This window comes from Paracoccus niistensis (assembly GCF_042432925.1).
Lineage (GTDB): Bacteria > Pseudomonadota > Alphaproteobacteria > Rhodobacterales > Rhodobacteraceae > Paracoccus > Paracoccus niistensis.
Genome location: NZ_JBHLWE010000053.1, coordinates 1 through 13,393, shown reverse-complemented (window position 1 = coordinate 13,393; position 13,393 = coordinate 1). Strand labels below are relative to the sequence as shown.

9 protein-coding genes and 2 pseudogenes are annotated in these 13,393 nt (G+C 60.0%); 10 read left to right on the top strand and 1 reads right to left on the bottom strand.

The features are described from left to right. A pseudogene (locus ACFFII_RS16835) lies at window positions 1-408 on the bottom strand (transposase); the annotation flags it as partial. A gap of 218 nt (window positions 409-626) precedes the next feature. On the opposite strand from ACFFII_RS16835, the pseudogene ACFFII_RS16830 reads away from it, so the two are divergent. From ACFFII_RS16830 to ACFFII_RS16785, 10 genes and pseudogenes are all read left to right on the top strand, one after another. Then, window positions 627-765: pseudogene (locus ACFFII_RS16830) on the top strand (integrase core domain-containing protein); the annotation flags it as partial. 565 nt (window positions 766-1,330) lie between these two features. Beyond that, window positions 1,331-2,410 carry a GGDEF domain-containing protein gene (locus ACFFII_RS16825; protein WP_377700032.1) on the top strand — a complete coding sequence of 360 codons (1,080 nt, stop codon included), beginning with the start codon at window positions 1,331-1,333 and terminating at the stop codon, window positions 2,408-2,410. 157 nt (window positions 2,411-2,567) lie between these two features. Then, the gene (locus ACFFII_RS16820) at window positions 2,568-2,798 is read left to right on the top strand and encodes a hypothetical protein (protein WP_377700031.1); all 231 of its coding nucleotides are present in this window, start codon (window positions 2,568-2,570) and stop codon (window positions 2,796-2,798) included. Further along, on the top strand, window positions 2,795-3,799 hold the full coding sequence (locus ACFFII_RS16815) for a sensor domain-containing diguanylate cyclase (protein WP_377700030.1): 1,005 nt from the start codon (window positions 2,795-2,797) through the stop codon (window positions 3,797-3,799). The genes ACFFII_RS16820 and ACFFII_RS16815 overlap by 4 nt, the downstream gene beginning before the upstream one ends. Window positions 3,800-4,000: 201 nt before the next feature. Continuing rightward, window positions 4,001-5,167 carry a bifunctional diguanylate cyclase/phosphodiesterase gene (locus ACFFII_RS16810; RefSeq protein WP_377700029.1) on the top strand — a complete coding sequence of 389 codons (1,167 nt, stop codon included), beginning with the start codon at window positions 4,001-4,003 and terminating at the stop codon, window positions 5,165-5,167. Between the two features lie 20 nt (window positions 5,168-5,187). Beyond that, the gene (locus ACFFII_RS16805) at window positions 5,188-5,901 is read left to right on the top strand and encodes a hypothetical protein (RefSeq protein ID WP_377700028.1); all 714 of its coding nucleotides are present in this window, start codon (window positions 5,188-5,190) and stop codon (window positions 5,899-5,901) included. Then, window positions 5,898-8,270 (top strand): UDP-forming cellulose synthase catalytic subunit, encoded by a 2,373-nt coding sequence (gene bcsA, locus ACFFII_RS16800; protein WP_377700027.1) that lies wholly within the window; start codon window positions 5,898-5,900, stop codon window positions 8,268-8,270. Before ACFFII_RS16805 ends, bcsA begins: the two co-directional genes overlap by 4 nt. Further along, window positions 8,267-10,624, top strand: a complete 2,358-nt coding sequence (locus ACFFII_RS16795; RefSeq protein WP_377700026.1) for a cellulose biosynthesis cyclic di-GMP-binding regulatory protein BcsB — start codon at window positions 8,267-8,269, stop codon at window positions 10,622-10,624. Before bcsA ends, ACFFII_RS16795 begins: the two co-directional genes overlap by 4 nt. Next, window positions 10,621-11,715 (top strand): family 8 glycosyl hydrolase, encoded by a 1,095-nt coding sequence (locus ACFFII_RS16790; protein WP_377700025.1) that lies wholly within the window; start codon window positions 10,621-10,623, stop codon window positions 11,713-11,715. The genes ACFFII_RS16795 and ACFFII_RS16790 overlap by 4 nt, the downstream gene beginning before the upstream one ends. Next, the gene (locus ACFFII_RS16785; protein WP_377700024.1) at window positions 11,712-13,133 is read left to right on the top strand and encodes a hypothetical protein; all 1,422 of its coding nucleotides are present in this window, start codon (window positions 11,712-11,714) and stop codon (window positions 13,131-13,133) included. The genes ACFFII_RS16790 and ACFFII_RS16785 overlap by 4 nt, the downstream gene beginning before the upstream one ends. Window positions 13,134-13,393 lie beyond the last annotated feature (260 nt).

Sequence of the window (13,393 nt, the reverse complement as noted above, 5' to 3'; positions counted from 1 at the left end):
GTTTCAGTTCTGCCGGATCGGTGCGGCGGGACCTGTAGTGGTAGCTCGAGCAGTCGAACCGGAGGGCCCCACACGCCCTGCGGATCGAGACCGCCCAGTCTGCGCACATCCCGCGAACCAGTTCACGCGTCCGTTCCGGCTTCAGAGCTTTCGGCGGACGACATCCTGGAGCATTTCTCGGTCGAGCGTCAGGTCCGCCACGATGCGCTTGAGCCGCGCGTTCTCGTCCTCGAGCTGCTTGAGTCGTCGCATCTCGTCGAGCAGCAGGCCGCCATACTTCTTCTTCCAGGCAAAGCAGGTCGACTGGCCGATCCCCGCCTTGCGGCAGATCTCCGCAACCGGGGTGCCCTCCTCGCCCTGTTTCAGGATGAACGCCTTCTGCGCCTCCGTGAACTTTGATGCCTTCATCGTTCTCAGCTCCTCGCCCAGCCAGGGAAAGCCTAGCCGAAAACTCCAGCTTCAAACGGTCCAGTTTTCAGGCGGCAGAGCAGCGGGAACTGCAGTTTGGGCTAGAATTCTCTGGTATGAGCTCAGGAGGAGGGGGCTATGAGCTCCCGCTTGTCCGCGCTCAGGCAGGCACTCTGCACCCAGATGATTTTCGACAGCGGCTTGGTGGCAGCAGGCTAATCTTCTACAGCCACGCCAAGGCAACGCTCGTCATTGAGCGTTGGCGCCGACACTACAATACCAAGCGCCCGCATTCATCTCTGGCTCCCTCCCAAGATCCTACAGTGGGTGGCTTCGCCAAGCGAGGCAGCGCCGCCTGATGGTCGCGCCAAACGACTGCGGCGGATACTTGATGCTGTCAAGGCGCGCAGTCCAACCCAGCGAGACGCGGATCGGCGGCTGTTCATGTCCCAGCTATCGGATGGTACCAAGCGTGCCGACTTCGAGAAGCATGGCTGGCTATCCCCCTCAACAGTGAACGGATTGCAGCTTTCTGGGAGGAGATGAACCCGGGGCTTCCGGTGAGGCTTCAGGAGAGTGCACCCGACCGATGCAGACGAGAGAAAGGCTAGCTCTTCTCTAGGAAATGTATGCGATCACTGATGTCAGCCTGAATCCTGGCGATCAGAAACTCGGTTGCCGGAGATCAATTCAGCTCTCTCCTTACCGTCACGGATGGGTATCGTTGAGCTGACTGCCGTCGTGGCTCCAGCGCATATCGGAATCGACAGGTATCTTTCTAGACAGATCGACGAACAGATCTACCTGAGGTAGAGCTGCGGAGACCTTCATCCATCATGCATAGCGCTGTGGGTCATCAGATGAATTGTCTGAATGTTGATTGGCACCTTCGTTTCCGAGTTAGCCCAGAGAAAAACCGATGATGTCCCAGTATATCCTGATTTTTGTAAACACTGTGGGAGTAATGGCCGTCTGTACCATCCTTTATGGAATGATGCAGCGGCGGATACAAAGTGCTCTCCTTCGTCGCGCCGGCATTGGTCTTGCCTTGGGGTGCGGCGGCATCCTCATCATGGCACAGCCAATTGTTCTAAGTCCCGGGTTTCAGGCAGACTCACGGGGCGCTTTTGTTGGGATGGCCGCTGCATTCGGCGGGCCGGTCGCTGCCGTGATAGCAGTTGCACTGACCGTTGCAGCCCGCGTCGTCATCGGTGGAAATGGTGTGGGTGCAGGTGCAATGGTAATAGCGGCTACCGCTGCTGGCGCGCTTGTCTGGTGGTCCAAGACTGGCGACACACGAAAACGTACGTGGGCGGAATGGCTGTCTATTATCCTTGTTTGCATTGCCCCGTCTGCGCTCGCGCTCTTCGCGGTTGCAGGAAATATGTGGTTAACTTCCTTTTTCCTGAGCGGAGTCATAGGCCTGATCGTGCTGATTTTTGGCAAGATGCTAGAAACCGAGCAGCGACGCGGGCAAAGGGAGCGTGAACTGACCAAGGAAGCCACAACCGACTGCCTTACCGGTCTCCCCAATCGTCGTTCTCTGGAAAATTATGCTCAGAAACTCGAACAGGAAAAAGCAACGGGCGTACTTTTCATGCTGGTTGATGTGGATCACTTCAAGAAAATCAATGATGAGTACGGCCATGCTGTTGGCGATATAGTGCTGCAGGGGATCGGATCAGCCATCCGGGGGACTGTTCGCGACACCGATTTCGCTGCCCGGGTGGGGGGCGAAGAGTTCGCGATCATCGTGCGTACCACAAGCGGCGATGCAGGACACCTGGTGGCCGAGCGGTTCCGGAAGGCACTGCGCGTTTCTTATGGGAGCGATCAGCAGACACGTATCAGTGTCGGGGGGTTCTTCTTCGACAGGGAGGCCTTCGACTATGCCAAGGCTTACCAGCGCGCGGATCAGGCGCTCTATGGCTCCAAGGTCAAGGGTCGGGATCGCGTGACCTTCTTTCGGGAGCACCAAGAAAGGCTTCAACTCGCCTCTTGAGCAATAGGCATCTAGACTCTTTTCTGAACCCATACCTCCGAGGGTCCACTGCGCGAGAAGCGAACTGGACCCTCCTCTGGTTGAGGGTACTGCCCCTAGCGGCCCACATGCGTTCTCTCTATGGTTGATATCTGAGGGCTGACGTGAGGAGCTGCAGATGGAGCCTGCGCAACTAGTAGCTGAAGAACTGAGGCAGGGCTCCTTGCCTGACCTGAAGTTGTCAGCTGACCTTCAGCGTGCGCTCGAGCGTCATTGCGCTAGTCTCACGTCCCTCGTCGAGTCCATGCAGAACTCCGGCCGGGATCGGGAAGCTATACGTGCGCTCGTGGCGGTGATGCTGCGTAGCTACGAGGATGACCTCCTGCAAGTTCTGGAGAAGAGCGAATGAACGAAGTCGTTCGCGGTAGAGTCGATGATGAGGCTGGACGATTGGCGGCGCTTCGCCGGTACAGGATCCTTGATACTGAACCGGAAGAGGAGTTTGACGAGATCGTCACGCTGATCAGGACGATCTTCGATATCCCGTATGCCGCGATCAACCTGATCGACTTCGATCGCCAATGGACAAAGGCGGCGGCGGGAATGAGCGCTGATGCCTGTGCGCAGAGCAACTGCGCGCGAAGCGAGGCGTTCTGCAACTATACGATTCAGAGCGACGACTCCTTGATTGTTGAGGATGCAGCCCAAGATCCCCGCTTTGCCGACAACCATTTTGTCACCGGCCCGCTTTGCATCCGTTCGTATCTTGGTGTTCCGCTGACTACATCAGACGGATATAATATCGGCGCTCTTTGCGTCTTTGGGACTGAGCCGCGCAAGTTCACTCCGGAAGACAAGGAAGTGCTTTATAACTTTGCCAAGGTCGTGATGTCGCAGTTTGAACTGCGGCTTACTGCCCGGATTGACGGGGTCACCGGCGTGCTGACCCGGCGGGCATTCATGTCAAGAATGGACCGCATCGTGGCCGAGAACGGTGACGAACCCGCTAGCTTTGTGTTGCTTGATCTGGACCATTTCAAGTCGGTCAACGATCGTTTCGGCCACCCTGCGGGAGATGCCGTTCTGGCACATGTCGCCTCCATAATGAGCGCGGCTGTTTGTAAGTCGGACAGCGTCGGCCGCTTGGGTGGAGAGGAATTCGGCATATTGCTGGCGGGTGCGAGCCTTGCCGAGGCAGAGGATTTTACCCAGCAGCTGCGAGGCCAGCTTGCACAGGCCTCCATTCCCGAGATCGATGGCGGCTCGGTAACGGCCAGTGCTGGCATTGCTCAACGCAACCGCGGTGAGCCCCGGCCATCTTGGTTCGAGCGGGCAGATCGTGCGCTTTATGCAGCCAAGCGCGAAGGACGTGACAGGATCGTTGCGGCCGAACCGGCAGAGAGCATCTGATCCCCATGGCTGCTCTTGCCCGACAACTTGGCTGTCTGGACAGGGAGCTGGAATGACGCAGGCAATCTTCTTCTGATGCTTTTGAGCGGTCCTCTGTCCAGCCTGAGAGAATCCTTCTGTCCAACCAGCACCATCAGTAGTTGGCTGGCAAGGCAGCCGTATCCATCAGGGTTCGCGCTGATTGTACCTGACAACCTGGACATGCTGGAAATCACGGCTGGTCCATCGCAACTATATCAGCTGCGCCAGCGGATCGGCGAAATGCTGGGAACGGTCTTCGGGTCGGACAACGTTGTCGGCAGCCTGGCCATGGAAGGTTTCCTGATCGCCTTCGGGTCGCATGGGCGCAGCATCTGTGCGGAAATGGTAGACCAAGTTCTGCAGCAGATTGCGGCAATGCAGATCGACCAAGGCAGCTACAGCTCAGCGGTGACAGCCCGGGCCGGGATCATCTGGACCGATCCGGTTTCCACTGTTGACCCCGAGGTGGTGCGTCGTAGGCTGATCGCCGCGCTGGTGGTGGCGCGACGGGATCACCGCTCCTGCGTGGCCACGGCTGCGCAGGAGCGTGTGGGCTTTGCTGAAGTCGAGCTTACCGCCAAGCTGGTTTGCGACATCCCCGCCGCGATTGCCGAGAACCGGCTCCAACTCAATGCTCAGGACATCATTGCCTGTGCGCCTCAACCAGGTTTTCCCCTCGAGGTCGAGATCCTGCTTCAGATGCAGGACCGAAACGGCCACGAATATGCTCCTGCCAGTTTCCTGCCGGCTGCCGAGAACAGCGCATTGATCGAAATGATAGATCGCTGGGTCTTACACCGAGTTCTTGGCGATTTCGGCTCCCATCTTCGCGCTCATCCGCAGCTCTGGGTGTCGATCAACGTCTCGGCTCCGTCATTGGGGAATTCCGCTTTTCCGGGGTTTCTGTCGGACGAGCTGCGCCAAAGCCGAATTGATCCTCGCCGCGTACAGCTTGAGATCACCGAAACCGCCGTCATCCGTGATCTAGACCAGGCTCGCGCCAATATCCGAGAAGCGCGTCGACTTGGTTGCCGCATCGCGTTGGATGATTTTGGTGCTGGATTGTCCAGCTTTGCCTATCTCAAGGCTTTCGAACCTGACTGCATCAAGATCGATGGGGCCTTGATCCCGAATGTCGTGGACCCTGAAAACGTCGAGGCGCAGATTGTCAGGTCGATCATCAATCTCGCGCATCGTCTGAACATCGAGGTGGTGGCCGAGCATGTCAGTTCGTCCGCCATCCTGACCGCATTGCATGCCCTTGGAATTGACAAGGTTCAAGGCTTTGAGCTGGGCCGTCCGCGACCGCTGCCGCAGCTGTTTCAGGCACTGCAGTCACGTGCATGAGGATGGGAAACGAGGCGCTAATGCTGAATCAACTTGAGCAACCGCAAGTTCCGGTCTTGGCAGGACGGATCACGTTGTCACTGGCCCGAGCCCCGTTGTGCCGGGTTCTCGCGCTCGCAGGCGGGATCGTCCTTTCCGGCTGCGCTGTCGGACCGGACGGGCAGATCATGTCGCAACGGGAAGTGGAAGAGCGTCTTCCCATGCAGGCGGTACCTGTTGCCAATGCCTGGATCAGCGCGCCCGGTACGCAACTGGTCCTGCAACGTGAGCTTGGCTTCGGGTCCGAACAGCGGATCAGCCTTATCAACCAGACGTCAGTCCCGGGAGACAACCTGATCGTGCTGCGGACTCGATCCGGCATGGGCTCGCGTGGGAACCTCCGGTTCGAGGAATTCTTACGGAGAGTTGGTGACGTTCCATTCCCGTTCGAAGACTTGGAATCGGGCGAACTGATCAGTGGCGAGGATGAATTCGGCGGCTATCTCTGGGCCGAGGAAAGATACGGAGCCGAGACGGTCTGCGTGCTGGGGATACGGCGGGTGGACAGCAGCATGCGCCAGATCCCCGGCAACGACGCCATCATGGATGTCATGCTGCGCAATTGCGTGAACGGGACGCCTCAGGACGCGCTGCGACCATTGCTGGCTGAAAATGTGGCCGTTCCAGCGGTGGCCCAGTCGGGCGGGGATGAGGGCCGACTGCTCTCACCGCTCTCCGGGCCGACCATGCCATGACACAGAAGGATGGATCAGTGACGGAAAAACCTGCCAAGAGCCGGCGCAAGCTGTCTCGTGCGGTACTGTTTCCCATATGGGGACTGGCGTTGATTCCGGTTCTGGTGCTGGCCTCGGTTCCGGTCTCGAACACAGCCCAAGGAATGTTCGGGCTTGCGGCCGTCCTGTTGGTCATCCTGCTCAAACCTTTTTCCGCCAGCATGCCGGTGCGTGTCACACTTCTGGCGATCGCCAGCGTGATCGTGTTGCGCTATTGGCTCTGGCGGGTCACGGCGACCCTGCCGGATCCCGGGATGTCGGCATCCTTCATCTTCGCGACAATCCTGCTTCTGGTCGAAACCTATTCGATCTTTGTCTTCTTTCTGAACGCCTTTATCACCGCTGACCCGGTCGAGCGCGGTCTGCCGCCCAAGGTGGAGCTCGAGGACCTGCCCACCGTCGACATCCTCGTGCCGTCCTATAACGAAGCTGTCGAGATGTTGAGCGTCACCCTCTCGGCGGCCAAGAACATGATCTATCCAGCCAAATTGCGCCGTGTGGTCCTGTGCGATGACGGCGGCACCGACCAGCGCTGCAATTCACCGGATCCGGAACTGGCGGCAGCAGCCCGTCACCGGCGGGCCGAACTGCAGGCCCTATGCCGCGAACTGGGCGTGATCTATTCCACCCGCGCCCGCAATGAGCAGGCCAAGGCGGGTAACATGAGTGCCGCGCTCGAGCGGCTGGATGGCGATCTGGTGGTAATCTTCGACGCCGACCATGTGCCGTCCCGGGACTTCCTGGCACGAACTGTGGGTTATTTCGTGCAGGATCCCAAGCTCTTCCTGGTCCAGACACCGCATTACTTCATCAACCGCGACCCCATCGAGCGCAACCTGAACCTCAAGTCTCCGCCCGAAAGCGAGATGTTCTACGGCATGATCCACCGGGGGCTGGACAGGTGGGGCGGCGCCTTCTTCTGCGGCTCCGCGGCCGTGCTGCGCCGGAAGGCCCTGGACAGTGTCGGCGGTTTCGCGGGTGAAACCATCACCGAGGATGCCGAAACCGCGCTCGAGATCCATTCGTGCGGCTGGCGCAGCATCTACCTGAACCGTGCCATGATCGCGGGACTGCAGCCTGAGACATTCGCCTCGTTCATCCAGCAGCGGGGCCGGTGGGCGTCGGGAATGATGCAGATGCTGATGCTCAAGAACCCGCTGTTCCGGCCAGGACTGAGCTTCATGCAGCGGCTTTGCTACCTGAACTCGATGAGCTTCTGGTTCTTCCCGATCATCCGTATGGCCTATCTGCTGGCGCCGCTCGCCTATCTGTTCTTCGGAGTGGAAATTTTCGTTACCACGTTCGGCGAGGCAGTCGCCTATGTGCTCAGCTACATGGCGGTGGTGCTTCTGGTCCAGAATACCTCTTTTGCGAGCTATCGGTGGCCGCTTATCTCGGAAATCTACGAAATCGCGCAAACGCCCTATCTGGTGTCCGCGATCTTCCGCACTGTGCTGCGGCCCCGGAATGCACGCTTCAATGTGACCGCCAAGGACGAGACCCTGGCCGAGGATTACATCTCGCCGGTTTATCGGCCATTGATGTTCCTGTTTCTGCTGACGTTTGCGGGCGTTGTTGCCTTGGTCGCCCGCTGGGTTGCTTTCCCCGGTGACCGCAACGTGTTGGCCGTTGTTGGAGTCTGGGCGGTGCTCAACTTCCTGCTGGTCTCCCTCTCACTGCGGGCGGTGTCGGAAAAGCAGCAGCGTCGTACATCCCCGAGAGTCGAGATGCAGGCACCAGGCGTGATCCAGTGGGTGGGCAGCGGCCAGAAGACCCTGTCTGTCGAGATCTTCGATGGTTCGACCTCGGGGGTGAGGCTCAAGCTGATCGGGATGCCTCAGGGTGAAGGGGCCCGCATGGTCGAGAAGGGGGACGAGGTCGTGTTCCGCCCTGTCTTCAAGCAATGTCCACATCTGGAACGCGATGTGCGGGCCGTAGTCCGCTCGGTCAGGGGCACGCCTCATGACGGGTTTGTGCTGGGGCTTCAGTTTATTGCCGAACAGTCGATGGACGTGCGTGAAGCAGTTGCTCAGTTGGTTTTCGGATCCAGTGAGAATTGGGCGCTCCAACGAGAACAGACTTGCAAGTCCAAAGGGCTGGTGGCGGGACTGGGCTATATTCTATGGCTGATGATCGTCTCGATCCCCCGGACCTTCCGTGATTTTCTTCGCGAACCTGCGCGCAGGCGAAGAGCGGCCTTGTCCGAGCGGCAGTCACGAAAGCCCGCCCATCTCGTGGCTTTCGGTGCCGATTTTGACAGCGAGGAACATCGTGAGGCGGCGGCACCCGCGTCGCCTGTAACGTGGATCTTGCCTGAGGCTCAGAGATGAGACGCCAGCGCTGCTTTGTCGCCCTGCTTGCAATCGCGTTAGGCATTTTCGCGCCTGCTTTTGCTCAGGACGAGCAGCCGCTGATCCGCCTCGGCACCGAGCCTGCGGCCCAGGCACCCCCGGATTCACCTGAGACTGACACAGAAACTACTTTGAGCGCGGATGCCGATGCCGTGCCGCAGATCCAGCTTCCTCGCGTGCCAAGCACTGCATCAGAAACGTCCGATGCCCCTGCATCTCCGACAATCCCCGAACGTGACCGTGGCGAGGAGGTTGTTCCAGCCGCGGCACAGGAATGGTTTCTGCCGCTCGTTCCTGTGGCCTCTCTGCCCGCCCGGGTCCAGATGGGGGCAAGCCTGCCGGCGCCGGGAGTTCTCCGCCTCACGGGTGAGATTGCCTCGATCGATCTGAGGCTTGACCTACCGCCGGAGGTGGCGATCCCAGCCGAGGTTTTGTTGAAGCTGCGCTCAACGATCAACGTCCTGCCCGACGTCGCCGCCATGACGGTCACCATCAACGACGCGTCGCCGGTGGTGCTGCCCCTCGATCATCTCAGTGGCTTCGAGACTGTCGGCGTTCCCGCAACCGGGCTGACTGCCGGAACGAACCGCATAAGTATTGAGCTTCGCCAGCCGCACCGCATCTACTGCGGCCCCGAGGCGAGTTTCGGCGTCTGGACCGAGATCCACCTGACGGAGAGTGGCGTGCCCGTCGATGCAGCCATTATGGCCGCGGATGCCGCAGGGCTCGCCTTGGCGTTGCGAGCCCAGGCTGCCACCGGGCGTACGTTGCCCATACTGGTAGCCGAAAACGAGGATGCCGCGGTGCAGCGGAAATTGGCCGAGATGGTGAACCGCGCCATGAGTGGGCAGGTTCCGGTCGAGTTCCGTTCGTTTTACGAACTGGGGCCGCCCTTGCCCTTGTCCATCGCGCTGATCGCCTCGGATCGGAGCCATGCCGAGTTGCGGGAAGGTGCGGCGGGTGGGTTGGTCCTGCAGGTCGAGCATTCGGCTGGAGAGCTTCCTTCCTTGGACGAGTTGCTGCCTCCAATGTCCCTGCCGCCGAACACGGCCCCGGCATTGACGCCTGGCGCAACCACCAATCTGGCGGAACTGGGACAAGCCGACATCATCGGTCGTACGCGATACTTCCGGCACGAGGTGCCCTTTGACCTGCCTCTGGACTGGCTGCTGCTGTCCAACCAGAAGGCACGACTGGACCTTCGCTACGGCTTTGCCGACTCCTTGCCGGAAGGCGCAACATTGCTGGTAAAAATCAACGACCAGACCATCCGGCTGTTGCCGCTCGACCGTGATGGGGGGCAGATGCAGGCGCCGTTGGATATCATTTTCGCGGCCAATCTGCTGCATGGCGGGCGTAACAGCCTGGTCTTCGAGATGGTGGTGCCTGGCAACCCTCCGGATGCGATCTGCCTGCCGCGTCGGGCCGATATGCTGGTGGTGACTAACGACAGCACGCTAACGGTCCCACCTGCACCGGCCATGACGCTGGCAGGAATTGCCACGCCGCTGTCACACCTGGGACCCGGTAGTGTCATGGTTCCCGAAGGCGTCAGGGATCCCGCCACCTTGGAACGGGCGGCCGCCGAGTTTGCGGCGCGCCTGACCCCGAGGTCGGGCGAAGACGGCGGGTCGGTTCGGCTCAACCTGATCGGTGTAGGCGACATGTCCCTGATCCCGCTCGACCATCTCGAGTTGTCCGTCCGCGATCTGCAGGAGGCACTTGTCGAGGTCGGCCAGAGGCCGCTTGCCAGTGCCGCCGCTGGATCTGCAGCGCCCGTCCGTCGCTATCAATTCACCGAAGAGAGTCCTGGACCGGCCGATCAGCTTGTCTCGGACAGTGATAGCCGTGACGTCATCGAGAGGCCGCAGCGCTCTGAGTTCAAGGACTGGCTGGCCGGAAAGCTTGACGGGCTGACATCGGCCACGTTCATCGGATCGGGTGACAGCCTTTCGGCTTGGCTCGCTGCAAAGCAGGGCCGCGCTTTTCTTCTGCGGCCCGATGGCCAAGAACCGGGTGAACTGTGGCTGGTTCTGGGATCTCAGGTTTCAGTCGACGCGGCCGTGCAAGGTCTTGTCGGGCTCCGCGACAGCGGCCTTGCAAAGGGAGAAGCAGCGATGCTGAGTGCTGAGGGCACATGGGAGATCTGGTCGCCGGTACGTCCACCCGAACTGCGGGAGCCGCTCCGGCTGTCGAACTTGCGGGCCGTGCTTGGAAACTATGCCTCCTGGTCGCCCCTGCTGTTCACCGTCACGATCTTGGGTCTGGCTCTGCTGTCGGCAATCCCGGCGCTTCTGTTCATCCTTTTCACCCGAAGGAGAGGTCAGCTTTGAATCGCCGCAGCTTTCTTGCGACCGCCGCTCTGGCCTCCGTTCTGCCAGGCGCAATCAAGGCGGACCCTGCGTCAGGTGATCAGCAGGCCGGCTTTCTGCCGCTCGATCACCCTCTGCAAGAAGCGTGGCGAGCATGGAAGACACTATGCCTTCTGCCAGAAGGACGGATTGTCGACCAGTTCCAGGATGCCGCAAGCCATTCCGAGGGACAGGGATACGGGCTGACGCTGGCTGCGCTCTTCGGGGACCACGAAGCTGCGGAAGCGATCATCAACTGGACCGAGCACCAGCTGAACCAGCGCGGTGACGGGTTGCTGTCCTGGCGCTGGCGTCCAGAGACCACCCCCCATGTTCAGGATCCCAACAACGCCAGCGACGGGGATCTATTCTATGCTTGGGGCCTCGCCCTCATGGGAAACCGCGAAGGACGGCTCGAGCTGATCGAACGCGCCGCAAGAACTGTCGATGCCCTTCTGGCTCACTGTGTCGCTGAACATCCTGACGGCAGCGGGCGGCAGGTCCTTCTTCCTGGTGCTGTTGGGTTTCAGTATGAGGACGCACTGGTTCTCAACCCCTCCTATTACATGCCGCGCGCCATGCGTGACCTGTCCCGGATCACTGGCCGGAGTACACTGGCCAAACTGGCCGACGATGGTGAGGCGCTGATTGACGAGTTGGCCCGAGATAGCCTCGTTCCCGACTGGATCAGCCTGACTGCAGAGGGTCCAGCAGTCGCGCCCGACAACATGTCGCGACGGTCTGGCTATGAAGCGATCCGGGTGCCTCTCTTCGCGCTCTGGAGCGATCGAGCGCAAGCGCCGGCCGTTACTGCTTATTCCCGTGCGCTGGCAGCGGCTGGAGCACAGCCGAGCGCTATTACGGTCTTTGATCCCGCGACGGGCGAAGTGCTGGAACATAGCAGCCACCCCGGCTACGCGGCGCTTGCTGCCCTTGCAACCTGCGCCACGTCGAACCGGGTTGGCTCGCTGATGCCGGCATTTTCGGATAAGCAGCCCTATTATCCAGCCACCCTGCACCTGATGACCCTTGTTGTTCAGGCCACAGTTTTTCCGAGGTGCGTGCCGATATGATCCGCTCCCTTGCCGCTCTCGCGCTCGTTCTGGCCAGTGCGCTTCCCGCAAGTGCGCAGCAAGCCGCGCCCGCGCCCGATGAGTTGTTGGCACTCAATTTCTACATGCAGCAGCAGGACACCAAGTCGGTGGATGCCGAGCTGCGGCGGCTACAGTTGAAATACCCGGAGTGGACCCCGCCACAGGATCTTTCACGGATCGGCGTGACCGTGCCCTCGACCGAGATCGACACGTTCTATCGTCACGTCGCCGAAGGTCGCTTCGAGCAGGCACGCGAAACCTTGGCGAAAGCCCGGCAGGATTATCCCGATTGGAAGCCTCCGGCCGAGATGACTGACCTGCTCGAGATTGCGGAGGGGCAAGCGTTGCTGGACGCAGCACTTGAAGAAGGCAATCTCCCCAATGCCCTTCAGATCGCGGGAAACGTACCGGGGCTTCTGCGCTGTGACCGCATCAACAACGCCTGGCGCATTGCCGAGGCACAGCAGGCCGCGGGCAACGAAGCCGATGCCTTGGGAACCTACCGCGCTGTCCTGACGGCCTGCATCAACGCAGATGATCTTGTGGCGACTCTGGAAAAGGCTGACGAGGTTGCCGCGGAAGCGGATCTCCGCTCACTGGTTGCACAAGTGATGTCGCGCTTCCCTTCGGAGGAAAAGCGCTATTCAGAACTTCTCCAGCGGCTCCTGGCAGGGCGGGGATCGGCAACCCCGGCTGCTGCGTCAGAAACGACGGAGACCACGCGGCCCGTACGACGCTCAACCACAGCCTCTAGATCTACCAACAGTCCTGCTCCTGAGGACAGAACTCCTGCAGTTCAAGCGGCCGCTCCAGAGCCCTCGCCCGCGAAGCGTACGCCTGTTCAACAGCCCGCTGCCAAGTCACTGGATACCCTGGTTTCAGCGGGTGACTGGGTTGGTTGCATGCAGCGTTCAGCCGGAGCTTCTACTGCTGCGGTGGTCTACCAGCGCGGATGGTGTGCGTATAATCTGGAGCGCCCGATGGAGGCGATTTCAGCGTTCCGTGCTGCCCTGTCGGGCCGACTGGATCCTACGCAGCGACGCGATGCCGCTTATGGCATGGCGTTGGCTTATCTGAAAATGAAGATGCCCGAAGAGGCTGCGCGCATCTCCGCAGGTACAAATTTCACGCGAACCCAGCGGGTCGATATCGAACGCCAAATCCTCGACCAGAGAGGAGTTCTAGCCTATCAAAACCGTCAATACAGACAGGCAATTCAGTATTTTGATGCGTTGGAGCAGGTAGCCGGAGGAATCCGGAGAGATCTCGATATCCTTCGAGCCTATGCGCATCTGAATTCAGGTAATCGAGGTCGTGCAAGAAATGAGTTTCTTCGCCTCAACAAGGAGATGTCTACCCGAGAGTCACGTGAGGGCCTCGCTGCTAGCTCCGATTGATGTTGATATTTAAACATCCGCTCCATGACATGGAGCCTCTGCGCTGGGTTATGGTCCGGCAATCTAGAATCGTTCCACTTGATCGCGGGACCATACGCCTAAATACAGCTGGAGATAAGAGCTTCTGCATGAGTAGAAATCCATGCTCAGAAAGCCTCTATAGGCTCGCCAGTGCCAAACATATTCCATGAAAGAAGTGACCTGCCACGGGTCTTTCATCCAGCCGCGACCGGAGCCCGGTTTGTGTTTACGGTGGTCGG